This is a genomic window from Mesorhizobium sp. P3_A2 (assembly GCF_056403115.1).
Genome location: NZ_JBFUGC010000003.1, coordinates 225979 through 249800, shown reverse-complemented (window position 1 = coordinate 249800; position 23822 = coordinate 225979). Strand labels below are relative to the sequence as shown.

The following is a 23822-nucleotide window of genomic DNA, read 5'->3' as shown; positions in this document are numbered from 1 at the left end:
ACCATGGCAGCTTCATTTGATCTCAAGAACGACAATGTCGTCGTCATCATCGGCTCCGGCGCCGGCGGCGGCACGCTCGGCAACGAACTCGCCCAGAAGGGCGTCGATGTCGTCATCCTCGAGGCCGGCGCCCGCCACGAATATGAGGACTTCATCAACGACGAGTGGGGCTCCTTCAGCCAGCTTGCCTGGACGGACAAGCGCACGACGTCCGGCGACTGGCGGGTGTCGAAGGATTTCCCCAATTTGCCGGCCTGGATCGTCAAATCGGTCGGCGGCTCGACCACGCACTGGGCCGGCGCCTCGCTGCGCTTCCAGGAGCATGAGTTCAAGACGCTTTCGACCTACGGAAAGATTGAGGGCGCCAACCTGCTGGATTGGCCGGTCACGCTGGCCGAGCTGGAGCCTTACTATGCCAAGGCCGAAGCCAAGATGGGCGTTACCGGCACCAACAACTGGCCGCGGCTGCCCGGCAACAACAACTTCAAGGTGCTGAAGGCCGGCGCCGACAAGCTCGGCTACAAGGAATGCCATACCGGCAACATGGCCATCAACTCGGGCGAGCGCGACGACCGCAACTCCTGCCAGCAGACCGGTTTCTGCTTCCAGGGCTGCAAATGGGGCGCCAAATGGTCGACGCTCTACACCGAGATTCCCAAGGGCGAGGCGACAGGTCATCTCGAAGTCAGGCCGAATGCCATGGCGATCAAGATCAACCACGACGCTTCAGGCAAGGTGACCGGCGTCGTCTATGCCGACAAGGACGGCAAGCTGCAGGAGCAGAAGGCCCGCATCGTGGCCGTCGCCGGCAATTCGATCGAAAGCCCGCGCCTGCTGCTGAACTCCGAGTCGGCGAAATTCCCGCACGGGCTTGCCAATTCGTCGGGGCAGGTCGGCAAGAACTACATGCGCCACACCACCGGCTCGGTCTACGCCATCTTCGACAGACCGGTGCACATGTATCGCGGCACCACCATGGCCGGCATCATCCGCGACGAGGCGCGCCATGACCCGTCGCGCGGCTTTGTCGGCGGCTACGAGTTCGAGACGCTGTCGCTCGGTCTGCCCTTCATGGCCGCCTTCCTCAATCCCGGCGGCTGGGGTCGTTCCTTCACCACCGCGCTCGACCACTATGACCACATGGCCGGCCTGTGGATCGTCGGCGAGGACATGCCGCGCGCGGAAAACCGCATCTCGCTGCACAAGGACGAGAAGGATGCGCACGGCATGCCGATCGCCGACGTGCATTTCGACGACCATCCCAACGACACGGCGATGCGCAACCATGCCTACAAGCAGGCCACAGCGCTTTACGATGCGGTTGGCGCGACGCGCTCATTCCCGACGCCGCCCTACCCCTCGACCCACAATCTCGGCACCAACCGGATGAGCGAGAAGGCGGAAGACGGCGTCGTCAACAAGCACGGCCAGGCGCATGACATCAAAAACCTGTTCGTGTCGGACGGCAGCCAGTTCACCACCGGTGCGGCGGAAAACCCGACGCTGACCATCGTGTCGCTGGCGATTCGCCAGGCCGAATACATCGCCGCGCAAATGTCGGCCAAGACGATCTGAGCCCTATGCATCGCCCCGGTACCGGGGCGATGTCAGACCCAACCGTCCTCCCGGACATCGAGGCGGAACGCGTGAAGCCGCGTTCCGCCTTTTTCTCGGGATCAAGCGCCGACCGGCTGCCCGTCCTTGCGGCGGATGGCGACGACGGACGGCCGCGGCAACTGGCCGTCTTTGAAATCGGGCCACAGCGTCTGCACCTTGTCGAGCGTCTCGGCGTCTTCCGCAGGGTGCTGTACCGACAGGAACAGCGTGGTGCCGTCCGGCGTGAAGCATGGGCCGGTCGCCTCAGCACCGTGCGGGCAGGTGAACAGCAGTTTCGGCAGGCCGCGCGCCGCACCTTCGGTGTCGACGCCGTAGACGCCGTCCGGCAGGTCGAAATCATTGGCGCCGTCGGTCGCCACCCACAGCCGACCGGCCGGGTCGAAGGTGATGTTGTCGGGGCAGACGAACCAGCCATTGTCGGACGTATCGGGATGGAAGGTGGCGCCGACTTTTGCATCCTTCGGATTGCCGCAGAGCACGAACAGGTCCCAGGCATACTTTTCCGCCGTGTGGTCGGCGTCCGCGCCGCGCCCGCCGGGCGGGATCAGTTCGACGATATGGCCCCAGAGGTTCTCCGGCCGGGTGTTCGCCGGATTGACCTTCGACTGGTCGCGCTTCTTGTTCTTGGTCATCACTGCATAGACGCGGCCGGTCACCGGATTGGTCTCGATGTCCTCAGGCCGGTCCATCGGCGTGGCGCCGAGCGCGTCGGCGGCAAACCGCGTCTTCAGCAGCACTTCGGCCTGGTCGGCAAAACCGTTCTCGGCGGTGAGCTTGCCCTGGCCATGCACCAGCGGCAGCCATGTCATCGAGCCGTCGGCATCGAAGCGGGCGACCGACAGCACGCCGTCATCGAGCAGATCGGCGCCAGAGGCCGGGTTGGCCTTGTCATAGGCCTTGGCCGAGACGAAGCGGTACATGTATTCGAAATAGTCGTCGTCACCCATATAGACGACGACGCGGCCGTCCTTGTTGAGGACCACGGTCGACGCTTCATGCGACATGCGTCCGAGTGCAGTGCGCTTTACCGGCTTGGACTGCGGATCGTAAGGGTCGATCTCGACCACCCAGTCGAAGCGGTTGGCTTCGTTTGGTTCCTTGTCGAGGTTAAAGCGGTCGTGGAACCGGCCGCGGCCATAGATGTCGGAGCCGTCGAAACCGTAGCGGTCGAGCAGGTCGGCGGTCGGTGCCTTCTTCGGATCGCCGCCGAAAATATCGGACACGCCTTCCTCGCAGGTCAGCACCGTGCCCCACGGGGTAAAACCGCCGCTGCAATTGTAGCTGGTGCCGAGCACTTTGGTGCCGGTGGCGTCGGCCGTGGTCTTCATCAAGGCATGGCCGGCGACCGGCCCGGAAACCGTCATTTCAGTGTTGGCGGTGATGCGGCGGTTGAGCGGGCTGTCGGCCACGGTTTCCCACTTGCCGTCCTTCAACTGCACTTCGACGATGGAATGGCCCATCGCGGCCATGCCGAGATCGACCTGTTCCTTGGTCATCGTCTTGCCGGCATCGTCCTCGGTCATCCCGGGAAACATCACATTGGGCGAGATGTATTCATTGTTGACGCAGAGCAGGCCGTGGTCGGAATTCACCGTGCCCTTGGGCAGCGGCATGAAGGCGATATAGTCGCAGTTGTAACCGAAGCGTTTCTCCTGCTCGTCGGCGGCGAGTTTGTTGCCGTCGAATTCGGCGAGGCCGGCTGCAAGCGGATCGCCCCAGCGCGCCACGATGGTCGTCTCATAGCCTTCAGCGGCGGCATGGGTCTTGTCGTAGACGCGCTTCAACTCGGGAAAACCGAGCGTCGATTGCGCTGCCGCGGCATGCGTTTCGCCGGCAAACAAGGAGCCGACAAAGCTGCCGCCGGCAAGCAGCGCGCCGGAGGCAAGACTGCCTTTCAAAAGAGACCGGCGCGAGACGCGCTCGGCAATGACGTCGCGGATGACGGGGGAGGATGAAGACGGTGCGTTGGCCATGGTGTCTGCCTCTCAGGGTGGATGTTACGGCGCACCGCTGCCCTAGTCTGCTTCGGCAACATCCGCATGACATGAGGGGAAGGTTTTGGCGCAGGCGACTGCGAGAGTGGTTGGCCCGGCTCAGCCCTTGGTGCAGGTCGAGGCGGTGAAGGCGCCGTCGGGCTGCCTCAGGATGATGTCGAACGACGGGGTGGTCTCGCCGTCCAGCGTTGCTTGCGTCATGGAGACGGTGTTGCCGCCAGTGGTGTAGCCGCCCAGCGGGCCTAGCCAGGTGATCTCGCCATTGGCGTTCATCTGATAGTTATAGCCTTGCGGCGCGGTGCCGAACGTCACCGGGCCGCTATAGACATTGCCCTTGATGGTGATGTCACCGAGGTTGAGGAAGGCGCCGAGCAGATAGACTTCGCAGTGATAGGTGCCGTCTGGCAGTTTGCCATCGCTGAAGTCGGCGCGCGCGGCTTCGCTCGTTGCCATCAGCAGCAGGATGCCGGAAATGCATGAGATACGGGATGTCATCGGGTCACTCGTTTGCGGCGTGAGCTTGCCCCATTTTTGCGCCGTGCCGCAATATTGTTCGTCCGCATGCCGCTGGCTGAGTTCAAAATCTAGGCACTTGTCATAATTGGGCGAAAATTAGGCAAAACCCTTGTGCGCTGCGCAAATTTCCCTCAATCAATTTCTAACCGGCTGCCTTTGTTTTCTTTAGGCTAATATAATAATCGGCTGATAACGTTAGATTATCCCCCATTTCCGAGAGTCGCGTTTGCGTTTGGCACGGCTGTTGCATTGCATGGTTGCGCTGCAATCAACCAGCTTGGGAGTGTTCGGTATGAGGGGTAATTTCGCTACAATAACAAAAATGTTTTCGGCCGGCGTGGTCGCTGCCGGCCTGTCGATGTCGTCTCCGGCCAAGGCCGCCGAAGACACGATCAAGGTCGGCATTCTGCACTCGCTGTCGGGGACCATGGCGATTTCGGAGACGACGTTGAAAGACGCCATGCTGATGCTCATCGAAGAGCAGAACGCCAAGGGCGGCCTGCTCGGCAAGAAGCTGGAAGCGGTCGTCGTCGATCCGGCGTCCAACTGGCCGCTGTTCGCCGAAAAGGCGCGCGAGCTGATTTCGAAGGACAAGGTCGCCGCCGTGTTCGGCTGCTGGACCTCGGTGTCGCGCAAATCGGTGCTGCCGGTGTTTTCCGAACTCGACAACATCCTGTTCTATCCCGTCCAGTATGAGGGCGAGGAAAGCGAGCGCAACGTGTTCTACACCGGCGCCGCGCCAAACCAGCAGGCGATCCCAGCCGTCGACTACCTCATGAGTGAGGATGGCGGCTCGGTGAAGCGCTGGGTGCTGGAAGGCACCGACTATGTCTATCCTCGCACCACCAACAAGATCCTCGAGGCCTATCTGAAGGCCAAGGGCGTCGCCGCCGAAGACATCATGGTCAACTACACGCCGTTCGGCTTCTCCGACTGGCAGACCGAAGTCTCGGCGATCAAGAAATTCGGTTCGGCCGGCAAGAAGACCGCCGTCGTCTCGACCGTCAATGGCGACGCCAACGTTCCCTTCTACAAGGAGCTCGGCAACCAGGGCATCAAGGCCGAGGACATCCCGGTCATGGCCTTCTCGGTCGGCGAGGAAGAACTGGCCGGTCTCGACACCGCGCCGCTGGTCGGCCATCTCGCCGCCTGGAACTACTTCGAGAGCGTCGACACGCCGGAAAACAAGAAGTTCATCGCTGACTGGCACAAGTTCATCAAGAACGACAAGCGCACCACCAATGACCCGATGGAAGCCCACTATATCGGCTTCAACATGTGGGTGAAGGCGGTCGAGAAGGCCGGCACCACCGATCCGGACAAGGTCATCGACGCCATGGTCGGCGTGTCCGTGCCGAACCTGACCGGCGGCTATTCGACGATGATGCCGAACCATCACATCACCAAGCCGGTGCTGATCGGCGAGATCCAGGCCGACGGCCAGTTCGAGACCGTGTCGCAGACGCCCGGCCTCGTGATGGGCGACGAGTGGTCCGATTATCTGCCCGACTCCAAGGACCTGATCTCGGATTGGCGTGCGCCTCTGTCCTGCGGCAACTTCAACGTTGCCACCGGCAGGTGTGGCGGCAAGGGCACGAACTGATCCCTCCCGGGACTGGCCGATCCAAGGCCAGAGACCGCAAGGCGTCCGGGCGCTTCAGCCCGCCCGGACGCCAAATTCCACCTCCCGGAAAAGTATCTGAACGGATGATCCTGTTGCGCGCTTTCGGTCTCATGCTGGTGTTACTGATGGCAAGTCTGTTGCCGTCGAACGCAGCCGAAGCTGATCTGCGCGCCGTCATCGCCAAATTCGCCACCGGCTCAGGGTTTTCGGCGACCGAAGCCGTGGTGCGCGAGCTTGCCGCGACCGGCGATCCCGCAGTCGAACGGCCGCTTGCCGCCCTTGCCGAAGGCAATCTTTACATCCGCAAAGCAGATTCAGCCGTCTTCGTCGGCAATGAGGCGGGCGACAGTGTCACGCTACTCGATCCGCTGAGCGGTGAGAGCGCCGGCGAGGCCGCCAAGGCCGACATCACCAAGATCAAGGTCAACAACACGCTGCGCCGCGTCATCCGCGACGCGCTGGGCACGCTGACGCTGCGCGCCAAGGATCCGGCTGTCCGCATTGCCGCCGCCGACACAATGTTCAAGACGCCCGATGCCGCCAACATCGAGCCGCTCGACGCGGCCATCGCCGCCGAGACCGACGCGAAGGTCAAGGCGCTGTTCGAACAGGCGCGCGCTGCGTCGGTTCTGGTCTCCGACAAGCCCGAGGCCGACAAGCTTGCAGCCATTGCGCTCATCGGCGCGCGCGGCGACCGCGATGCGCTGTCGCTGCTCACGTCGGTCGAGGCCAATGCGCAAGGCGCGGTGAAGGACGCGGCGACTGGGGCAATCGCCAGCATCAATTCGAGCCTGGCACTGTGGGATGCCGGCCAGAACATCTGGTATGGCATATCGCTCGGCTCGGTGCTGCTGCTGGCGGCCATCGGCCTTGCCATCACCTTCGGCGTCATGGGCGTCATCAACATGGCGCATGGCGAGATGGTCATGCTGGGCGCCTACACCACCTTCGTCGTGCAGCAGGTGATCCGAACCTCATTCCCCGGTCTGTTCGACTGGTCGCTGGTCATTGCGCTGCCGCTCGCCTTCCTGGTCGCCGCTTCCGTCGGCCTGATCATCGAGCGCGGCGTCATCCGCTTTCTCTACGGCCGGCCGCTGGAAACGCTGCTCGCGACCTGGGGCGTCTCGCTGGTCCTGCAGCAGGCGGTGCGCTCGATCTTCGGGCCGACCAACCAGGAGGTCGGCAATCCCTCCTGGATGTCTGGCTCGTTCGATGTCGGCCAGCTCGCCATCACCTGGAACCGGTTGTGGATCCTGGTCTTCGCGCTGACCGTCTTCGGCGTGCTGCTCTATGTCATGAAGCGCACGCCCTGGGGCCTGCAGATGCGCGCCGTCACCGCCAACCGACGTATGGCCTCCTCCATGGGCATAAGGACGCCCTGGGTCGACGCGCTGACCTTTGCGCTGGGATCGGGAATTGCCGGCATCGCCGGTGTCGCGCTCAGCCAGATCGACAATGTCTCGCCCAATCTCGGCCGCGGCTACATCATCGACAGTTTCATGGTCGTCGTCTTCGGCGGCGTCGGCAATCTGTGGGGCACGCTGGTCGGCGCCTTCTCGCTCGGCATCGTCAACAAGGTTCTCGAGCCCTATGCCGGCGCGGTGCTCGGCAAGATCGTCGTGCTGGTGCTGATCATCCTGTTCATCCAGAAGCGCCCGCGCGGCCTGTTCGCGCTCAAGGGCAGGGCGGTGGAAGCATGATCACCGGACGCTTCTTCGCCGCGGGCGCCGACCGCCGCATCGCCATCACCATTTTCATCCTGTTGGCCGCAGCCATCATCGTGCCCCTGCTCAACCTTGCGGCGTCGCCGACCAGCGCCTTCTACATCCCGCCTTACATCGTGGCGCTGACCGGCAAATATCTCTGCTACGCATTGCTTGCCTTGGCGCTCGATCTCGTCTGGGGCTATTGCGGCATCCTCTCGCTCGGCCACGGCGCCTTCTTCGCGCTCGGCGGCTATGCGATGGGCATGTATCTGATGCGCCAGATCGGCTCGCGGGGGGTGTACGGCAACCCGATCCTGCCCGATTTCATGGTGTTCCTGAACTACAAGGAATTGCCCTGGTTCTGGTATGGCTTCGACCATTTCTGGTTTGCCGCCCTCATGGTGCTGGCCGTACCCGGCCTGCTCGCCTTCGTCTTCGGCTGGTTCGCCTTCCGCAGCCGCGTCACCGGCGTCTATCTCTCCATCATCACCCAGGCGATGACATACGCGCTTCTGCTCGCCTTCTTCCGCAACGACATGGGTTTCGGCGGCAACAACGGCCTCACCGATTTCAAGGACATTTTGGGCTTCAACGTGCAGGCCGACGCCACGCGCTCGGCCCTGTTTGCCGCCAGCGCGGTGACGCTTGCGCTCGCCGTCTTCGTCACCTGGGCAATTGTCGGTTCCAAATACGGCAAGCTCTTGATGGCGGTGCGCGATGCCGAAAGCCGCACACGCTTCCTCGGCTGGCGGGCGGAGAACGTGAAGCTTTTCGCCTTCACTGTCTCGGCAATCATGGCCGGCATTGCCGGCGCGCTCTACGTGCCGCAGGTGGGCATCATCAACCCCGGCGAATTCGAGCCCTCCAACTCGATCGAAGTGGTGATCTGGGCCGCCGTCGGCGGGCGGGGCACCATCGTCGGGCCGATCGTCGGCGCGCTGCTCGTCAATGCCGGCAAATCCTGGTTCACCGGCGTGCTGCCGGAATTCTGGCTGTTCGCGTTGGGCGGCCTGTTCGTCGCCGTCACCCTGTTCCTGCCCAAGGGCATCATCGGCATGTGGGATTCCTGGCGCGGCAACGCCAAGGCGATGCGGGCAGCCGCGATCGCTGAGGAGGCTGGCACCGATCCTGAGGCCCCGCCACCTGCGAAGATCGTCCGCGCCGCAGCGACAAGGCCGGGCGACTGGTCTACGTCCGGCCCCGAACCGCAGCCGGCGGAGTAGAGCGATGTCGAAGTCCAACACCATCCTTTATCTCGACGGCGTCTCTGTCTCCTTCGACGGTTTCCGCGCCATCAACAATCTGTCGCTTGTGCTCGACAAGGGCGAGATGCGCGCCATCATCGGCCCCAACGGCGCCGGCAAGACGACGATGATGGACATTGTTACCGGCAAGACGCGGCCTGACGAGGGCGAGGTGTTTTTCGACGGCCAGGTCGACCTGACCCGGCACGACGAGGCCGAGATCGCCATGATGGGCATTGGCCGCAAATTCCAGAAGCCGACGGTCTTCGAAAGCCACAGCGTCGAAGACAATCTGATGCTGGCGCTGAAGGGGCCACGCTCGATCTTTCCGGCGCTGTTCCATCGCCGCTCGGCCGCCGAGGCGAGGCAGATCGACGACATCCTCGGCGTCATCCGGCTCGGCGACAAGCGTCACGATCTGGCGGCCAATCTCAGCCACGGCCAGAAACAGTGGCTGGAGATCGGCATGCTCTTGGCACAGGATCCGAAGCTGCTCTTGGTCGACGAGCCGGTCGCCGGCATGACCGATGCCGAGACCGAGGAAACAGCGCGCTTGCTCAAGGACATAGCGCGTGACCATTCGGTTATCGTCGTCGAGCACGACATGCATTTCGTGCGCGAGCTCGGCGTCAAGGTCACCTGCCTGCATGAGGGCTCGGTGCTGTCGGAAGGGACGCTTGATTTCGTCTCGGCCGACGAGCGGGTCGTCGAAGTCTATCTGGGGAGATGAGCATGGTGTGGCGGGTGCAATTCCATCGCTTCGATCTGTCTTTCCTCCGCTTCTGGAAAAGGCGCTGACATGCTCGAAGTTTCCAACGCCACGCTCCACTACGGCGCCGCCCAGGCGCTGCGCGGCGTGTCGCTGAAGGCGGGCGCCGGCAAGATCACTTGCGTGCTCGGCCGCAATGGCGTCGGCAAGACCAGTTTGATGAGATCGATCGTCGGCCACCACCGGCTGACGAGCGGAAGCGTTGCCTTCGAGGGGAAGGCGCTCGACCGGAGCGCGGCGTATGATCGCGCCCGGTCGGGCATCGCATTCGTGCCGCAGGGCAGGGAGATCTTTCCCCTGCTGACGGTGCGCGAGAACCTGGAGTCCGGCTTTGCGCCCTTGAAGCGCGCCGACCGCAATGTGCCTGCGCATGTCTTCGAACTGTTCCCGGTGCTGAAGCAGATGCTGGGCCGCCGCGGCGGCGATCTTTCCGGCGGCCAGCAGCAGCAGCTCGCCATCGGGCGGGCGCTGGTGATGCGGCCGAAACTGCTGGTGCTGGACGAGCCAACCGAAGGCATTCAGCCGTCGATTATCAAGGACATCGGCCGCGCCATCCGCTATTTGCGCGACCAGGCCGGCATCGCCGTGCTTCTGGTCGAGCAATATCTCGATTTCTGCCGCGAGCTCGCCGACGAGGTCAACATCATGGACCGCGGCCAGATCGTCCACACCGGCCCGGCCGAAGATCTCGACAGGGCGGATGTCAGGAAGTTTCTGACGGTGTAGCGCAGGTCGAACGACTGCACGGATCGCGACGTTGAAGATTAGCTGAACGCCCATAGCGCTTGGTCATTCTAGGGCGGAGCAAGGAGCGAAGCGACGCGCGCAGACCCTAGAATCCATGCCTTTACATCCGCCGAAGAGCGCCGCGGTCGAGGATAAATCGCTTCTGCGGCCCATTTGCCCATTTCACGTTCTGGACCGTTAGTAATGCGCCTTAGGCACGGCATGGATCCTTGGTCTTCGCTCCGCTTCGCGTTCGCTACGCCCAAGGATGACGAAGTCGCGTTGATCCGCACCGTTGCGCCTGACTTTCGTCAACGGCGCCATCCTCAACACTGGCACCCGCAATACTGCATGCTAGTCTTTGCCAGGCCTCGGTGAGTCGGCCGCTTCCGTATCAGTCTGTAGCAGATGGAGGGAATGCGCTGACTCAGCCTGCAAGTTCCACGCAAGCAAGCCACCCTAGCTTTCCCTCGCAGTTCTGATTGTCGGTCAATGCGTCCAGATAATCCGCCAGGAGAATAGGCTATGGAACGGTTCGTCGAGGATCACCAGAAACGACGGCTGACAGAGCGCGTCGACATCATCACCGCCATCAACATTCTGCGCTCGCAAGGCTACCAGCAGGATGAGTTGATCGGCGAAATCACCAAGGTTTTCTACGTCGATCTCGATACCTACAACGAGATCGTCCTGGCAGCCTGACCGCTCAGACCGACAATGTGTTGAGATTCAGGTCAGGCCGGCTGAGTATCGGCACAGCCTACCCGGCGCGCCGGAAGGCGAGCACCCGGTTGCGGCCGCCGCGCTTGGCGCCGTAGAGCGCCTTGTCGGCGGCGCTGAGCACCTTGTCGAACTTGGTGCCGCCTTCGCTGCCGAAGGCGTAGCCGGCGCTCACTGTGCAGGCCAGCAGGCGGGTCTCGGTGTCGATCCGGCGCGAGGCAAAACTGGCCCGGATACGCTCGGCTATGAATTCCACCTTCTCAGGCAAGATGCGATCGAGGACCAGCGCAAATTCCTCTCCGCCCATGCGCGCGGCGACGTCGCCCGGCTGGAGATTGGCGGTCAAATCCTTGGCAAACAGTTTCAGCACCTCGTCGCCGGTGGCATGGCCGAACTCGTCGTTGATGGCCTTGAAGCCATCGAGATCGAACACGATCACGGCGGTGAAGACGCCGACCGGCGTTTTGCCATGCAGGTCGAACAGAGCGCGTCGGTTCAGCAGGCCGGTCAGCGGATCGGTCAGCGCTTCGCGACGGTGATGCTGCGCCAGGCGCCCCTGGTTGAGCGCCAGCGACAGCGCGCCGATGCCGGTCATGCAGGCGATGACGACGATGAGGCTGAGATCCTCGGCCCAGTTGCTCGGCGCATGGCCGAGCACCAGCCTGCCATCCCAGACCAGCACTCCGGAGCACAGCACGAAGGATATTGCGGTGGCCGTGTAGAGCCCGGCAATGCCGATGATCGGAGCCGGGAATTCGGTGCGTCCCTTCCAGTATTCATAGGCTGTTGCAAACAGCAGCAGCGCGGCGAAGGCATTTTCCAGCATGAAGCCCAGCCCGTCATAGCCAAGCGTCATTGGCGGCAAGGCGATCGCCAGCGAGACACCGGCACCGATGGCGATGCGCGGCAACGGCGAGCGGCCGGTCGTGAATTGGTGGGCGGCGCCTAGCATGGTCGCGAAGCCAAGCAGCAGGAAGGTGAAGGCGGCGAGGCCGAGCAGGCGTCCGGGCGTGTCGATATAGGCCTGGTAGGCGAAGACGTCGGCGACGATCAGAAGCACGCTGACCGCCCATGTCAGCAGGAATTTTTCCGAGCGCGCGGTCAGCCAGATGCCGAACAAAGTCATGCAGAGGCAAGCGGCGGAAAAACCGACAGCCAGCAGAAGGGAATTGTAGTCGAGCGACATGCCCTCGTCCTTGCCCGCGGCGACCTGGCTCTTGCAACCGGCCGAACCGGATTCATGCAGCAAGGAGGTATCGATAAGGTTACGATGGCGGGGAAGATACCACGTTTGGCTTGATTTAGAGCAATTCTGGGTTGAAACGCACTTCCGTCCGGATTGCGTCAAAACGGCGAGTTGGAGCGGTTCGCCATTTTCCGCGAAGGGCGAACCGCTCAGCCACTCAGCTCACCCGCTTCATCAGCGCCATGGCGCCGAACGGTGCGCGCACCTTGCCCTCGGTGATGAAGTAGACGAACACGTCGCGCGGCTTGACCGGCGCGTCGAAATCCGGATCGGCGCGCCGCAGATCGGCCGGCTGCTTGCCTTCCGCCCAGGTTTTTACCCGCGCCGCCCATTCGTCCAGGCCTTTCGGCGTATAGCAGTCGGGATTGTCGTCCGAGCCGGCCTGCAGCCGCGCATAGATGAAATCGCCGGTGATGTCGGCAATGTCAGGGTATTTGGCATGGTCGGCGTAGACGATCGCCGCCTTGTATTTGCGCGCCAGCGCGGCAAATTCCGGCACGATAAAGCTGTCGTTGCGCACTTCCAGAGCATGGCGCAGCGCTACTCCGTCCTGCTTTTCCGGCAGCAGTTTCAGGAAGGCTTCGAAATCGTCGGCGTCGAACTTTTTCGTCGGCGCGAACTGCCACAGGATCGGGCCTAGCTTCTCGCCAAGTGCTGCAACGCCGGAGCTGAGGAAGCGCGTCACGGACTCGCCGGCTTCGCCGAGCACGCGCCGGTTGGTGACGAAGCGGTTGCCCTTCAGCGAATAGACGAAACCGTCCGGCGCCTCGCTTGCCCATTTGACGAAGGTCGGCTCCTTGAAGCTGGAATAGTAGGTGCCGTTGACCTCGATGCTCGGCACCTGGCGGCTGGCATAGTGCAGCTGCTTGGCCTTCGACAGTTTGTCCGGATAGAAGGACGTATCCCAGGGTTCGAAAGTCCAGCCACCCATGCCTGAGCGGATTGTCCCGGATTTGCTCATATCGTCCTCCCAAATTCAGAAAGATCAGACCGTCGTGCTCGCGCCGACCGGCTTGGCCATGTCGACCACCGTCCATCCCGGCCGGTGGGGATTGGCCCGGCGACCCGTTTCCTGGAAGCCATAGGCCGTGTAGATCGAAATGTTCCGCTCCATGCGCGAATTGGTGTAGAGCCGAACCTCCGGAACGCCCCACGACCGCGCCCGTTCCTCGGCGAAGTCGAGCAGCGCGGTGCCGAGTTTCTTGCCCTGGAAAGCGGGCGAGACGGCGACGCTGAAGATCATCGCATGATCGGGATGCCGCTCGATGACGATCAGCCCGGCGAGCTCCGTGCCGCTCTCCAGCAGCCAGACCTCTCCGCGTTCGATGCGCGGCGCATAGTCCTCGGTGACCGGAATAGGCGGCGCGCCGAGCAGGGGCGTGTAGTGCTCATAGGCGGCCTGCGTCAGCGAGACGACTGCGTCGAGGTCACCGGCAAGCGCCTGTCGGAATGTCATTAAAAAACTCTCCAGGCGCTCGACCGGTCTGTCTGCTATTCCGCCGCTTCGCGCTTGCCCCCGGGGCGCCGTTCCAAAAGTTCCTTGAGGAACTGGCCGGTATAGCTGCGCTTTTCGCGCACGATGGCTTCCGGCGTACCCTGTGCCACCAGTTCGCCGCCGCCGTCGCCGCCTTCGGGGCCGAGGTCGAGCACCCAGTCGGCGGTCTTGATCACCTCGAGATTGTGCTCGATGACCACCACCGTGTTGCCCTGGTCGACCAGTTCGTGCAGCACTTCCAGCAGCTTGGCGACGTCGTGGAAATGCAGGCCGGTGGTCGGTTCGTCCAAGATGTAGAGCGTCTTGCCGGTCGCCTTGCGCGACAGTTCCTTGGCGAGCTTGATGCGCTGCGCCTCGCCGCCCGAGAGCGTCGTCGCCTGCTGGCCGATATGGATGTAGCCGAGGCCGACCTGCTTCAGCGTATCGAGCTTGTCGCGGACGCCGGGCACGGCGGCGAAGAAATCGACGCCTTCCTCAACGGTCATGTCGAGCACGTCGGCGATCGATTTGCCCTTGAACACGACATCGAGCGTCTCGCGGTTGTAGCGTTTGCCATGGCAGACATCGCAGGTGACGTAGACGTCGGGCAAGAAGTGCATCTCGATCTTGATGACGCCGTCGCCCTGGCAGGCCTCGCAGCGGCCGCCCTTGACGTTGAACGAGAACCGCCCTGGCTGGTAGCCGCGCGCCTTGGCTTCCGGCAGTCCGGCGAACCAGTCGCGGATCGGCGTGAAGGCGCCGGTGTAGGTGGCGGGATTCGAACGTGGCGTCCGTCCGATCGGCGACTGGTCGATGTCGATGACCTTGTCGAGGAATTCGAGCCCCTCGATCCGGTCGTGATCGGCCGGATGCTCACGCGAGCCCATGATGCGGCGCGACGCTGCCTTGAACAAAGTCTCGATCAGGAAGGTCGACTTGCCGCCGCCCGACACGCCGGTGACGGCGGTGAAGGTGCCGAGCGGGATTTCGGCGGTGACGTTCTTCAGATTGTTGCCGCGCGCGCCGACGATCTTCAGCCGGCGGTTCTTCTTGGCTTCGCGCCTGACACCTGGCGTGGCCACTTCAAGCGCGCCCGACAGATATTTGCCGGTGATCGAGTTGGGGTTGGCCATCACCTGCTGCGGCGTGCCCTGGGCGATGATCTCGCCGCCGTGGATGCCGGCGGCCGGACCCATGTCGACGACATAGTCGGCATGCAGGATAGCGTCCTCGTCGTGCTCGACAACGATCACCGTGTTGCCGATGTCGCGCAAATGCTTCAGCGTGTCGAGCAGGCGGGCATTGTCGCGCTGATGCAGGCCGATCGACGGCTCGTCCAGCACGTAGAGCACGCCGGTGAGGCCGGAGCCGATCTGCGACGCCAGACGAATGCGCTGGCTCTCGCCGCCCGACAGCGTGCCCGAATTGCGCGACAGCGTCAGGTAATCCAACCCGACATCGTTGAGGAAGCGCAGCCGGTCGCGGATCTCCTTGAGCACCCTGACCGCAATCTCGTTCTGCTTGTCGTTGAGCTGCGCCGGCAGGTCAGTGAACCATTTGTCGGCGTTGCGGATCGACTGCTCGGTGACCTCGCCGATATGTCTTCCGGCGATTTTCACCGCCAGCGCTTCCGGCTTCAGCCGGTAGCCCTTGCAGACCGGGCAGGGCGTTGCCGACATGAAGCGCTCGATCTCCTCGCGCATCCAGGCGGATTCGGTTTCCTTCCAGCGCCGCTCCAGATTGGGAATGACGCCTTCGAACGTCTTGGTCGTCTTGTAGGAGCGCAGCCCGTCATCATACTGGAAGGTGACCTCGCGCTCGCCGGTGCCGCGCAGGACGGCTTCCTTGGCCTCTTCGGTCAGGTCCTTGAATTTGTCGCCGAGTTTGAAGCCGTAGGCTTTGCCCAGCGCTTCCAGCGTCTGCGCGTAATAGGGCGAGGTCGATTTCGCCCACGGGCTGACGGCGCCATCGCGCAGCGAGACGTTTTCGTCCGGCACGATCAGGCTGGCGTCGATGGCACGCTGACTGCCGAGACCGTCGCAGGTCGGGCAGGCGCCGAACGGGTTGTTGAACGAGAACAGCCTGGGCTCGATCTCCGGAATGGTGAAGCCGGACACCGGGCAGGCGAATTTTTCCGAGAACAGGATGCGCTCATGCGTCTCGTTCTTCGACTTGTTGACGGAATCCTCGCCGGTCTGGCTGGCATCGAGCGGCCGGTCGGCGAATTCCGCGACCGCCAGCCCTTCGGCGAGCTTCAGCGCCGTTTCGATGGAATCGGCAAGCCGTGTCGCCAGGTCGCCGCGCACGACGATGCGGTCGACGACGACGTCGATGTCGTGCTTGTACTTCTTGTCCAGCGCTGGGACATCGGCGATTTCGTAGAAGACGCCGTCGACCTTGACCCGCTGAAAGCCCTTTTTCTGCAGCTCCAGCAGTTCCTTGCGGTACTCGCCCTTGCGGCCGCGTACGATCGGCGCCAGCAGGAACAGGCGTGTTCCTTCCTCGACCGCCAGCACCCGGTCGACCATCTGGCTGACCGTCTGGCTCTCGATCGGCAGGCCGGTGGCCGGCGAATAGGGAATGCCGACGCGCGCAAACAGCAAGCGCATATAGTCGTAGATCTCGGTGACGGTGCCGACCGTCGAGCGCGGGTTCTTCGACGTCGTCTTCTGTTCGATGGAGATCGCAGGCGACAGGCCGTCGATCTGGTCGACGTCCGGCTTCTGCATCATTTCGAGGAACTGGCGCGCGTAGGCCGACAGGCTCTCGACATAGCGGCGCTGGCCCTCGGCATAGATTGTGTCGAAGGCAAGCGACGATTTGCCGGAGCCCGACAGGCCGGTCATGACGATCAGGCTGTCACGCGGCAGGTCGAGATCGACATTCTTCAGATTGTGTTCGCGTGCACCGCGAATGGAAAGATATTTATGGTCGGCCATCGCCGGTCGCCGCCTCAGTTCTGCTATCAGTGGGATCGGCGGGTTTTTCCCGGCCATCCCCTATGTAGGTATTTTTGCCGCCACGTCGAGAGACGCCACACTTCTCGACCAAAGTCGTTTAACCGTCTTTCGCGCGAAGGGGCAAGCGGAAAGAACAAAGGCCGAACACGCTCCTGACAAAGCTGTGCAGAAACCTGACAACGGGGTTTCAAGAACTGACCCTGACGTAAGCTCCCAGCGATCACATTTTTCGGTAACCGGCTATTCAAAGGTTGACGCCGCCGACTCAGGGGCGCAGTCTCGGGAGGTCAACGAAGCCGGCCGTCTTTCGATGGCCTCGCCGCCAACAGGTGGCCTGCGAGACGCCGCGGGCTTTTGCGATTTGCGCTTCGGACGACAACAGTAGCAACGGACATAGGAGCGGAGCATGACGCCACCGGATAGTCCCTTGAGGCTCCACATCTCGTTGGAGCCGCGGCGGGCATAAGTGCCTGGGTTTAGCGTTTTCGCCACCCGACAAACCGTGACCTGCCATATCCCATGAAAATCAGAGACTGCTAGTCGGATCGTCGGCTGAATGCCGCGAAGCATCCGAGACAAAAGTCGGTATAACACTACCGGCAAGTTGGATCTGGAATCCAAAAAAAGCCCCGACCGTTTGCGGAAGCAACGGCGGGGCTGCTCTTTTGTGCGGCCGGCCGCGAGGGGCTCAGTTATGAAATGGAGCCTTAATCCTACCGGCGCGGCGGCTTGATCCCGCCTGTAGCCATATCGACGGTGATGCTGCCGGAAATCCGGACATCGGTATTGCCGATCTTGAATGTCCCGTTCTCGCCGGCGGGCAGCGCGTCGTCCGGCTCGGGCTGCGGCGCCGGCTGGGCGATGCGATAGTCGCTGGTCACGCCGGGCAAGGCGCCTTTCGGCGACTGGGACGTGCTGTCCCCGGCAAGAGCCGCGCTCGCGGTCACGGCGGTGATCGCAGTGGCTGTCATCAGTCTGTTCAGGCGGTAGCGCATGGCTGGACTATAGTGTCGCGCTCCATGCGAGGCCAGACCGGCGGCGTCGAAATTGACGCGACGCCGGCGCGCGTTCAATCCGCGATCTAGGCCGCCGCCTGCTTGCGGGTATCAAAAACATGGTCGACCAAGCCCCAGTCCTTGGCTTCCTTCGCGGTCATGAAGAAATCGCGGTCAAGCGTGCGCTCGACTTCTTCGTAGGTGCGTCCGCAATGCTGCGCATAGAGCTCGGTCATGTTCCGCTTGGTGCGCAAAATGCCTTCGGCATGGCGCTGGATGTCGGAGGCCTGGCCCTGGAAGCCGCCCAGGGGCTGATGCAGCACGATGCTGGCGTTGGGCAGCGCGATGCGCCGGCCCGGCGTTCCTGCCATCAGCAGGAACGAAGCCATCGAGGCGGCAAAGCCCATGCACACCGTCGACACCGGGCAGCTGACATATTGCATCGTGTCGTAGATGGCGAAGCCGCTGGTCACCACGCCGCCCGGCGAGTTGATGTAGAGCGAGATCTCCTTGTCGGGATTGTCCGATTCCAGTGACAGAAGCTGGGCGCAGACCAGTGCCGACATGCCGTCATTGATCTCGCCATTGATGAAGATGATGCGCTCGCGCAGCAGCCGCGAGAAAATGTCGAAGGCGCGTTCGCCGCGGCTCGATTGCTCGATCACCATCGGCACCAGATTGGCAAAGCCGCTCATCTCATTGTCTCCGTTTGTTTTCTTGGGCTCAGGCGGCGCGCAGCAACAGGCGTGGCGTATTCGCGGCCATGGGCGGTTTGAGCTTGTAAGCACCGAGCGAAAGCTGGCAACCGGCGCTCGCCATCGCCACCGCAGGCGTTGCCGCCTGCACAAACCCATCATGGACGATGCGCAGATGCGTACCGCCTGAAACGGTGCGGGCGAGCGTGAAGGTGACGATGCTGTCCAACCCATTGGCATCGCCGGTGTCGGACCGCTCGCGCCAGGAATAGCGCAGCAGTCGCCCCGGTTCGGCATCGAGCACTTCGCACTCGATCGGCGCGTCCGGCCCGGCAAAGGCAAAGCGGTTGCCGGTTTCCGGCTTGATGTCGTTTGGCATCATCCACGCCGCCAAAAGTTCCGGCACGGTCAGCGCCCGCCACACCTTTTCTGGTGCGTCCGGGAGGTCGCATTCGAAGGCGAGGGCATCTTTGGCGGCCGGAGCCTGCTTTTCATCGCTCATTGGTCCATGTCCTTCAAAACGGCCTTTAGTCTTTCGATGCGTTCCGGCCAGAATGCGCGGTAGCGTTCGATCCAGCCGAGCAGCGGATCGAGCCCTTGTGGATCGGCGCGGTAATAGGCGTTGCGGCCGGACCGCCTTTCGCTGACCAGACCGGCGCTGCGCAGTACCGCCAGATGTTGGGAAACGGCCGGCTGCGATACGCTCATGCCGCTGCGCAACTCCGATACGCTCATCTCGCCGGCGGCAAGCCGCTCGTAGACGGCACGGCGCGTCGGGTCGGCCAGGGCGCGAAAAATCTCTGCTTCGATCATGACAAAAGCATAAGTCGATACTTATTGATTTGGCAAGCGGTCTTTTATGGCGCCGCCGGAAGCCAGCGCCTCACCGGCTCGGCGGCCCCTTCGAAAGTCGCCTCGAAGATCGGCGACGCCAGCACGGCCTGGATGTGAAGCGTTTCGGTGCCAACGTTTCTAAACCCATGTTTTCGTTGGGCAGGGATGAGAAGCGATTGTCCGGCAATCAGTGTCAGACGTCCTTCGTCGATCCACATTTCAGCGATCCCGGCGATGACGGTCAGCACTTCCTCGACTGGGTGTTGGTGCGTCGGAGCCCCGACGCCGGGCTGAACCCACTGTTCGAACAGGCAAAGCTGGCTCGCTCCGTTGCCGGCGGAAACTTGCATGCGGGTTTCCACGCCCGCTCGCCATTGCTCTCGCGGCTGGTCCAGATGCGCAATGACTTTCATTCGCCTCCGCCTTTCGATCCCGGCATAGTCGCAGTTTCAGACGCACACCCTACCTCTTGCTGACATTCTTGACAGCCGGGGCAGACAAGAATAGAACAAAAAAAGAACAAAAACCTTGTGGGTAAAGGCAGCCACAGCAGGCGGACATTGGCCGCTGCCTGTAAGGTGAGCGACTTAAAATTTGTTTCGGATGAGCGCGGAGAAGTGTCATGGCGGGTAGCGTCAACAAGGTCATTCTGGTCGGAAACCTCGGCGCGGACCCTGAAATCCGCCGCCTGAATTCCGGCGACCCGGTCGTCAACATCCGCATCGCCACGTCGGAAAGCTGGCGCGACAAGAATTCCGGCGAGCGCAAGGAAAAGACCGAGTGGCACAACGTCGTCATTTTCAATGACCAGATCGCCAAGGTCGCCGAGCAATATCTGAAGAAGGGCATGAAGGTTTACGTCGAAGGCCAACTGCAGACACGCAAATGGCAGGACCAGACCGGCGCCGACAAATACACGACGGAAGTCGTGCTGCAGAAATTCCGTGGCGAGCTGCAGATGCTCGATTCACGCGGCGAGGGCGGCGGCCAGGTCGGCAATTATGCCGGTGGCGGCGGTGCGAGCCGTGGCTCGGATTTCGGCCAGTCGAGTCCCAATGAAAGCTTCAACCGTGGCGGTGGCGGCGGTTCCAAGGGTGGCGGCGGCGGTGGTGGTTCGTCGCGCGAACTGGACGACGAAATCCCGTTCTGAGTATCAAGGCCACGTGAAGGGGATTTGAGGAGAGGGCGCGATGTCGCTCGGACCGCTTCTATCGGCGCCCCCTCCCATTCCATGGCACGCCTTCGCGGCCCTAGCCGCGCTTGCCTTGGGCGGCGCCCAGCTGGCGCTGCCGAAAGGCACGACGCGCCACCGCGTGATGGGCTATGCCTGGGCGGCGCTGATGCTGGTCATCGCCGCCTCCAGCCTCTGGATCCAGCAGATCCGCCTCATCGGCCCGTTCAGCCCGATCCATATCTTGTCGATCATAGTGTTGATCACCGTTCCGCTTGCGGTCTGGCACGCGCGTAGGCATCGCGTAGCCAAACATCGCAGGGTCATGATTTCGCTCTATGTTTTCGCGCTGATCGGCGCCGGCGTGTTCACACTGCTGCCCGCCCGCATCATGCATGCGGTCGTGTTCGGCTAGGGATGTCTTTCCAGGAGGATGATTGCCGTGAAAGCACGGATCAAATGGGTCGAAGAGCGCACTTTCGTCGGCGAGTCCGGCAGTGGCCACAAACTCGTGCTGGGAACCGCCTCCGGTCCTGAAGGCAACACGCCAGGCCCGAGCCCGATGGAACTGGTGCTGATCGGCACCGGCGGCTGCTCGGCCTATGATGTCGTCCACATTCTGGAAAAAGGCCGCGAAGCGATCGAGGATTGCACCGTCGAACTCGACGCCGACCGGGCCGAAACCGATCCAAAAGTTTTCACCCGCATCCACATGCATTTCACCGTCACGGGCCGCGCGCTGTCGCACGACAAGGTCCAGCGCGCGATTAACCTGTCGATCGAAAAATACTGCTCGGCCTCCGCCATGATGGCGAAGACAGCTGTGATCACCCACGATTTCGAGGTTATTGATACGGCTGGGCAGTAGGGCAGTAGGGCAGTAGGGCAGTAGGCGCTGCCGTTCACCCCGCCATCAGCGCCTTGATGCCATCGGCCACGAACTGCACCGCAAGCGCTGCCAGAATGACGCCGAGCAGGCGGGTCAGGATCGAGCGACCGGTCTGGCCGAGGATGCGGTCGATGCGTTCGGAGAGCACGAACACCAGATAGGTGATGGCAAGGCAAACGAAGATGATGCCGACCAGCGCCGCCTGTGCGGTAAAACCCTGGAACGAGCCGGACAAAAGCACGGTCGCCGAAATCGCACCGGGGCCGGCGATAAGCGGGATCGCCAGCGGGAAGGCGGCGATGTTGTGGATCATGTCCTTGGTGATGGCGACGTCGCCGATCTTCTCCTTGCGGTCCTGGCGGCGCTCGAACACCATTTCGAAGGCGATGAAGAACAGCAGGAACCCGCCGGCGACGCGGAAGGCCGGCAGCGTGATGCCGAACACCGATAGGATCGAGGCGCCGGCAACCGCAAACAGCGCCATCACCAGGAAGCCGATGATCGAGGCGCGCACCGAAACCTGCTGACGCTCCTCGCGGTTCATGCCGCGTGTCACCGCCAGGAAGAGCGGCGCGAGACCGGGCGGGTCGATGGTCACCAGGATGGTGACGAAAGCATTGAACAGGCTGTCGAAACTCGGCATCGCTGACCCCTCCCGCCGGGCCGAGCCCCGCACCACCTATTGGTAGAGCAAAGCCCGGCTGGTGGGAACCGTCTGAGATGGCGATACGGGAGACGCCGGCGGTGTTAGCCGACAGCGCTGCAATAGGCCTCCAGCCGATAGCCGTCGGGATCGATGACGAAGGCGGCGTAGTAGTTTTCGCCATAGTCGGCACGCAGGCCCGGCGCACCATTGCTGTTGCCGCCTGCACGCAAGGCGCCGGCGTGAAAGGCGTCGACGCTCGCCCTCGTCGGTGCGGCAAAGCAGAAATGCAGGCCGGATTTTTCGTCAGCCGGCACCGGCCGCGCCGCGTCGTTCACCCAAAATGCCGCCGCCTGCGCGCCATAGCCCAGCGAGCCCGGCGACTGGCTGAGGCAGGAATAGCCGAGCGGCTTCAGCGCAGCATCGTAGAAAGGCTTTGACACGGCGGTGTCGCGGACACCGATCGAAACGTGGTCAAGCATGGTTTTCTCCTTGTTGCAGGTGTGTTGCGCCATCAGCCCTGGGCGACGCGGCGCGCCAGGAACTCGACTTCGAGCCGCCACGTCTTGCCATCGTCGTGCGAACGCTCGCCGAGCCAGCGGAAACTGTTCTTGGTGATCCGCGAAAAACTCCAGCGGACCGAGGAACCGGTTCCATCGGCGCCGACCTGCACAATCGTGTCGCCTTCGGCGCGACCAAGCTGACGGCTGTAATATTGGTTGCGCGGATCGCTCCAGAAGATGTGCCAGGCATCCGCGCCGGGATCATAGGCCCGCAGCGTTGTGCCATAAAAGGTCCATTTGCCGAGCGAGGGCGTCGGCCCGGCATCCCGCGCGGGCAGGATCCACACATCCTGGATCGCCTTGCCTTCCAGCACCCAGCCGAAATGCACCTCGCCGCGCCCGGTCAAAACCGTGCCGTCCTCGAGGTGGCGCGTGGCATCGAATGTCCAGGCGCCCACGAAACGGCCGTAGAGGTCGAGCTTCTCAGCCAGATCGCGATTAGGGCCATCGCTGTGCAGCGCTTGGCTGAAAGAATATGAATTGGTCATGTTGCTGCCTTCGTGGTGTCAGGAGGCTGCAAGCGATAGGCCGGGGCAGGGTGTTGCGCTTGGGAAAAATTGCTATCTTTCAAGCCATGACGACGAGCGAACAAAAACTGGCGTCGGGGCCGGACTGGTATGTGTCCGACGTGGTGTGCACCGCAGGCGCCGGCGATCGCCCGTTCGAGGAAGAGCACCGCGGTGTCTGCATTGCCGCAGTCACCAGCGGCAGCTTCCGCTACCGCACCAGCCAGGGCACCGCCATGCTGGCGCCAGGTGCCGTCCTGCTCGGCAATGTCGGCGCCTGCTATGAATGCGGGCACGAGCACGGCGTCGGCGACCGCTGCCTGTCCTTCCACTTCGCTCCCGCCTATCTCGACCGGATTGCCAACGACGTGGCTGGCGCCAAGAAGCTGACGTTCGGGGTGTCGCATCTGCCGCCCTTGCCGGCGCTGGCGTCGCTGCTGGCCGAGGCCGAAGCGGCGCGCGAGACGGCCGATACCGACGCCTTCGAGGAGCTTGGCCTGCGCATAGCCGGCGCAGCCCTTACTGTCGCCAGCGAGGCCGCGCCTGCCGCTCGCCCACCGAGCCGCCGTGACCAGAAACGGGTTGCTGAAGCGGTCCGGCAGATCGAACTCAATGCCAACCGGCCGGTCTCGCTTTCCGAGCTTGCCGGCTCGACGGCGACCAGCCCCTATCACTTCCTGCGCACCTTCCGGCAGGTCGCCGGCATGACGCCTTATCAGTTCCTGCTCAGAACCAGGCTGCACCGCGCGGCGGTGCGGCTGCGCATGTCGGATGAGCCTATCTCGGCAATCGCCTTCGAGGCCGGCTTCAACGACCTGTCCACATTCAATCGCCGTTTCCGGCGCGTCATGGGCGAGACGCCGGGAGACTATCGCGCGCGCCGGTCACGCAGCGCCTCGCCGTCACCGTCAGCGTTCGCAGCCTTCTGAC

Annotated in this window: 25 protein-coding genes; 11 read left to right on the top strand and 14 right to left on the bottom strand. The window is 62.9% G+C overall.

Annotated features, from left to right (window positions below; genetic code table 11):
- Positions 1-3 precede the first annotated feature (3 nt).
- On the top strand, positions 4-1575 hold the full coding sequence (locus AC1DXM_RS08725) for a GMC family oxidoreductase (RefSeq protein WP_477232683.1): 1572 nt from the start codon (positions 4-6) through the stop codon (positions 1573-1575).
- A gap of 101 nt (positions 1576-1676) precedes the next feature.
- On the opposite strand, the gene AC1DXM_RS08720 is transcribed toward AC1DXM_RS08725, so the two are convergent.
- Positions 1677-3590, bottom strand: a complete 1914-nt coding sequence (locus tag AC1DXM_RS08720) for a PhoX family protein (RefSeq protein ID WP_477232682.1) — start codon at positions 3588-3590, stop codon at positions 1677-1679.
- 120 nt (positions 3591-3710) lie between these two features.
- Positions 3711-4106, bottom strand: a complete 396-nt coding sequence (locus AC1DXM_RS08715) for a hypothetical protein (RefSeq protein WP_477232681.1) — start codon at positions 4104-4106, stop codon at positions 3711-3713.
- 313 nt (positions 4107-4419) lie between these two features.
- Between AC1DXM_RS08715 and urtA the strand changes: the two genes are divergently transcribed.
- From urtA to AC1DXM_RS08685, 6 genes are all read left to right on the top strand, one after another.
- The gene (gene urtA, locus AC1DXM_RS08710; protein WP_112561521.1) at positions 4420-5730 is read left to right on the top strand and encodes an urea ABC transporter substrate-binding protein; all 1311 of its coding nucleotides are present in this window, start codon (positions 4420-4422) and stop codon (positions 5728-5730) included.
- A gap of 104 nt (positions 5731-5834) precedes the next feature.
- Positions 5835-7451: an urea ABC transporter permease subunit UrtB gene (gene urtB / locus AC1DXM_RS08705; protein WP_477232680.1), complete on the top strand. Its 1617-nt coding sequence runs from the start codon at positions 5835-5837 to the stop codon at positions 7449-7451.
- Positions 7448-8680: an urea ABC transporter permease subunit UrtC gene (urtC, locus tag AC1DXM_RS08700; protein ID WP_477232679.1), complete on the top strand. Its 1233-nt coding sequence runs from the start codon at positions 7448-7450 to the stop codon at positions 8678-8680. Before urtB ends, urtC begins: the two co-directional genes overlap by 4 nt.
- Positions 8681-8684: 4 nt before the next feature.
- On the top strand, positions 8685-9431 hold the full coding sequence (urtD, locus tag AC1DXM_RS08695; RefSeq protein ID WP_192253719.1) for an urea ABC transporter ATP-binding protein UrtD: 747 nt from the start codon (positions 8685-8687) through the stop codon (positions 9429-9431).
- A 69-nt stretch (positions 9432-9500) separates the two neighbouring features.
- Complete coding sequence (gene urtE, locus AC1DXM_RS08690; protein ID WP_013895283.1) at positions 9501-10196, top strand: urea ABC transporter ATP-binding subunit UrtE; 696 nt, start codon at positions 9501-9503, stop codon at positions 10194-10196.
- 525 nt (positions 10197-10721) lie between these two features.
- The gene (locus AC1DXM_RS08685; RefSeq protein WP_112561526.1) at positions 10722-10898 is read left to right on the top strand and encodes a hypothetical protein; all 177 of its coding nucleotides are present in this window, start codon (positions 10722-10724) and stop codon (positions 10896-10898) included.
- A gap of 58 nt (positions 10899-10956) precedes the next feature.
- Here the strand turns inward: AC1DXM_RS08685 and AC1DXM_RS08680 are convergent, their stop codons facing one another.
- The 9 genes from AC1DXM_RS08680 to AC1DXM_RS08640 all read right to left on the bottom strand — a co-directional run bounded on the left by AC1DXM_RS08680 (position 10957) and on the right by AC1DXM_RS08640 (position 19533).
- Positions 10957-12102, bottom strand: coding sequence for a GGDEF domain-containing protein (locus AC1DXM_RS08680; protein ID WP_477232949.1), 1146 nt, complete (start codon positions 12100-12102; stop codon positions 10957-10959).
- A 217-nt stretch (positions 12103-12319) separates the two neighbouring features.
- A complete protein-coding gene (locus tag AC1DXM_RS08675) occupies positions 12320-13123 on the bottom strand; it encodes a DUF72 domain-containing protein (RefSeq protein WP_477232678.1) in 804 nt (267 codons plus the stop codon).
- Positions 13124-13147: 24 nt separating this feature from the next.
- Complete coding sequence (locus AC1DXM_RS08670) at positions 13148-13618, bottom strand: GNAT family N-acetyltransferase (RefSeq protein WP_477232677.1); 471 nt, start codon at positions 13616-13618, stop codon at positions 13148-13150.
- A 35-nt stretch (positions 13619-13653) separates the two neighbouring features.
- A complete protein-coding gene (gene uvrA / locus AC1DXM_RS08665; RefSeq protein ID WP_477232676.1) occupies positions 13654-16575 on the bottom strand; it encodes an excinuclease ABC subunit UvrA in 2922 nt (973 codons plus the stop codon).
- A 734-nt stretch (positions 16576-17309) separates the two neighbouring features.
- Positions 17310-17567 (bottom strand): hypothetical protein, encoded by a 258-nt coding sequence (locus AC1DXM_RS08660; protein ID WP_477232675.1) that lies wholly within the window; start codon positions 17565-17567, stop codon positions 17310-17312.
- A gap of 110 nt (positions 17568-17677) precedes the next feature.
- Positions 17678-18286: an ATP-dependent Clp protease proteolytic subunit gene (locus AC1DXM_RS08655; protein ID WP_477232674.1), complete on the bottom strand. Its 609-nt coding sequence runs from the start codon at positions 18284-18286 to the stop codon at positions 17678-17680.
- A 28-nt stretch (positions 18287-18314) separates the two neighbouring features.
- A complete protein-coding gene (locus tag AC1DXM_RS08650) occupies positions 18315-18788 on the bottom strand; it encodes an SRPBCC family protein (RefSeq protein WP_477232673.1) in 474 nt (157 codons plus the stop codon).
- The gene (locus AC1DXM_RS08645; protein ID WP_477232672.1) at positions 18785-19099 is read right to left on the bottom strand and encodes an ArsR/SmtB family transcription factor; all 315 of its coding nucleotides are present in this window, start codon (positions 19097-19099) and stop codon (positions 18785-18787) included. Before AC1DXM_RS08645 ends, AC1DXM_RS08650 begins: the two co-directional genes overlap by 4 nt.
- A 44-nt stretch (positions 19100-19143) precedes the next feature.
- A complete protein-coding gene (locus AC1DXM_RS08640) occupies positions 19144-19533 on the bottom strand; it encodes a cupin domain-containing protein (RefSeq protein ID WP_203278375.1) in 390 nt (129 codons plus the stop codon).
- Positions 19534-19742: 209 nt separating this feature from the next.
- Here AC1DXM_RS08640 and ssb point away from each other — a divergent pair, with 209 nt between their 5' ends.
- The 3 genes from ssb to AC1DXM_RS08625 are packed head-to-tail and all read left to right on the top strand — an operon-like array spanning position 19743 to position 21159.
- A complete protein-coding gene (ssb, locus tag AC1DXM_RS08635) occupies positions 19743-20270 on the top strand; it encodes a single-stranded DNA-binding protein (RefSeq protein ID WP_192253736.1) in 528 nt (175 codons plus the stop codon).
- 40 nt (positions 20271-20310) lie between these two features.
- A complete protein-coding gene (locus AC1DXM_RS08630) occupies positions 20311-20706 on the top strand; it encodes a DUF2306 domain-containing protein (RefSeq protein WP_477232671.1) in 396 nt (131 codons plus the stop codon).
- Between the two features lie 27 nt (positions 20707-20733).
- Positions 20734-21159 (top strand): OsmC family protein, encoded by a 426-nt coding sequence (locus AC1DXM_RS08625; RefSeq protein WP_477232670.1) that lies wholly within the window; start codon positions 20734-20736, stop codon positions 21157-21159.
- Between the two features lie 34 nt (positions 21160-21193).
- Here AC1DXM_RS08625 and AC1DXM_RS08620 read toward each other — a convergent pair whose 3' ends face one another.
- The 3 genes from AC1DXM_RS08620 to AC1DXM_RS08610 form a co-directional block, all read right to left on the bottom strand.
- The gene (locus tag AC1DXM_RS08620; RefSeq protein ID WP_023822237.1) at positions 21194-21823 is read right to left on the bottom strand and encodes a MarC family protein; all 630 of its coding nucleotides are present in this window, start codon (positions 21821-21823) and stop codon (positions 21194-21196) included.
- 104 nt (positions 21824-21927) lie between these two features.
- Positions 21928-22305, bottom strand: coding sequence for a VOC family protein (locus AC1DXM_RS08615; protein ID WP_477232669.1), 378 nt, complete (start codon positions 22303-22305; stop codon positions 21928-21930).
- A 32-nt stretch (positions 22306-22337) separates the two neighbouring features.
- The gene (locus tag AC1DXM_RS08610; protein WP_477232668.1) at positions 22338-22874 is read right to left on the bottom strand and encodes a hypothetical protein; all 537 of its coding nucleotides are present in this window, start codon (positions 22872-22874) and stop codon (positions 22338-22340) included.
- Positions 22875-22960: 86 nt separating this feature from the next.
- Between AC1DXM_RS08610 and AC1DXM_RS08605 the strand changes: the two genes are divergently transcribed.
- Complete coding sequence (locus AC1DXM_RS08605) at positions 22961-23821, top strand: helix-turn-helix transcriptional regulator (RefSeq protein ID WP_477232667.1); 861 nt, start codon at positions 22961-22963, stop codon at positions 23819-23821.
- Position 23822: the final 1 nt, after the last annotated feature.

What these genes read in the sequence shown, in the direction of transcription:
- AC1DXM_RS08725 (WP_477232683.1), top strand. Translation starts at nt 4, where the DNA reads ATGGCAGCTTCATTTGATCTCAAGAACGACAATGTCGTCGTCATCATC.
- AC1DXM_RS08720 (WP_477232682.1), bottom strand. Translation starts at nt 3,590, where the DNA reads ATGGCCAACGCACCGTCTTCATCCTCCCCCGTCATCCGCGACGTCATT.
- AC1DXM_RS08715 (WP_477232681.1), bottom strand. Translation starts at nt 4,106, where the DNA reads ATGACATCCCGTATCTCATGCATTTCCGGCATCCTGCTGCTGATGGCA.
- urtA (WP_112561521.1), top strand. Translation starts at nt 4,420, where the DNA reads ATGAGGGGTAATTTCGCTACAATAACAAAAATGTTTTCGGCCGGCGTG.
- urtB (WP_477232680.1), top strand. Translation starts at nt 5,835, where the DNA reads ATGATCCTGTTGCGCGCTTTCGGTCTCATGCTGGTGTTACTGATGGCA.
- urtC (WP_477232679.1), top strand. Translation starts at nt 7,448, where the DNA reads ATGATCACCGGACGCTTCTTCGCCGCGGGCGCCGACCGCCGCATCGCC.
- urtD (WP_192253719.1), top strand. Translation starts at nt 8,685, where the DNA reads ATGTCGAAGTCCAACACCATCCTTTATCTCGACGGCGTCTCTGTCTCC.
- urtE (WP_013895283.1), top strand. Translation starts at nt 9,501, where the DNA reads ATGCTCGAAGTTTCCAACGCCACGCTCCACTACGGCGCCGCCCAGGCG.
- AC1DXM_RS08685 (WP_112561526.1), top strand. Translation starts at nt 10,722, where the DNA reads ATGGAACGGTTCGTCGAGGATCACCAGAAACGACGGCTGACAGAGCGC.
- AC1DXM_RS08680 (WP_477232949.1), bottom strand. Translation starts at nt 12,102, where the DNA reads ATGTCGCTCGACTACAATTCCCTTCTGCTGGCTGTCGGTTTTTCCGCC.
- AC1DXM_RS08675 (WP_477232678.1), bottom strand. Translation starts at nt 13,123, where the DNA reads ATGAGCAAATCCGGGACAATCCGCTCAGGCATGGGTGGCTGGACTTTC.
- AC1DXM_RS08670 (WP_477232677.1), bottom strand. Translation starts at nt 13,618, where the DNA reads ATGACATTCCGACAGGCGCTTGCCGGTGACCTCGACGCAGTCGTCTCG.
- uvrA (WP_477232676.1), bottom strand. Translation starts at nt 16,575, where the DNA reads ATGGCCGACCATAAATATCTTTCCATTCGCGGTGCACGCGAACACAAT.
- AC1DXM_RS08660 (WP_477232675.1), bottom strand. Translation starts at nt 17,567, where the DNA reads ATGACAGCCACTGCGATCACCGCCGTGACCGCGAGCGCGGCTCTTGCC.
- AC1DXM_RS08655 (WP_477232674.1), bottom strand. Translation starts at nt 18,286, where the DNA reads ATGAGCGGCTTTGCCAATCTGGTGCCGATGGTGATCGAGCAATCGAGC.
- AC1DXM_RS08650 (WP_477232673.1), bottom strand. Translation starts at nt 18,788, where the DNA reads ATGAGCGATGAAAAGCAGGCTCCGGCCGCCAAAGATGCCCTCGCCTTC.
- AC1DXM_RS08645 (WP_477232672.1), bottom strand. Translation starts at nt 19,099, where the DNA reads ATGATCGAAGCAGAGATTTTTCGCGCCCTGGCCGACCCGACGCGCCGT.
- AC1DXM_RS08640 (WP_203278375.1), bottom strand. Translation starts at nt 19,533, where the DNA reads ATGAAAGTCATTGCGCATCTGGACCAGCCGCGAGAGCAATGGCGAGCG.
- ssb (WP_192253736.1), top strand. Translation starts at nt 19,743, where the DNA reads ATGGCGGGTAGCGTCAACAAGGTCATTCTGGTCGGAAACCTCGGCGCG.
- AC1DXM_RS08630 (WP_477232671.1), top strand. Translation starts at nt 20,311, where the DNA reads ATGTCGCTCGGACCGCTTCTATCGGCGCCCCCTCCCATTCCATGGCAC.
- AC1DXM_RS08620 (WP_023822237.1), bottom strand. Translation starts at nt 21,823, where the DNA reads ATGCCGAGTTTCGACAGCCTGTTCAATGCTTTCGTCACCATCCTGGTG.
- AC1DXM_RS08615 (WP_477232669.1), bottom strand. Translation starts at nt 22,305, where the DNA reads ATGCTTGACCACGTTTCGATCGGTGTCCGCGACACCGCCGTGTCAAAG.
- AC1DXM_RS08610 (WP_477232668.1), bottom strand. Translation starts at nt 22,874, where the DNA reads ATGACCAATTCATATTCTTTCAGCCAAGCGCTGCACAGCGATGGCCCT.
- AC1DXM_RS08605 (WP_477232667.1), top strand. Translation starts at nt 22,961, where the DNA reads ATGACGACGAGCGAACAAAAACTGGCGTCGGGGCCGGACTGGTATGTG.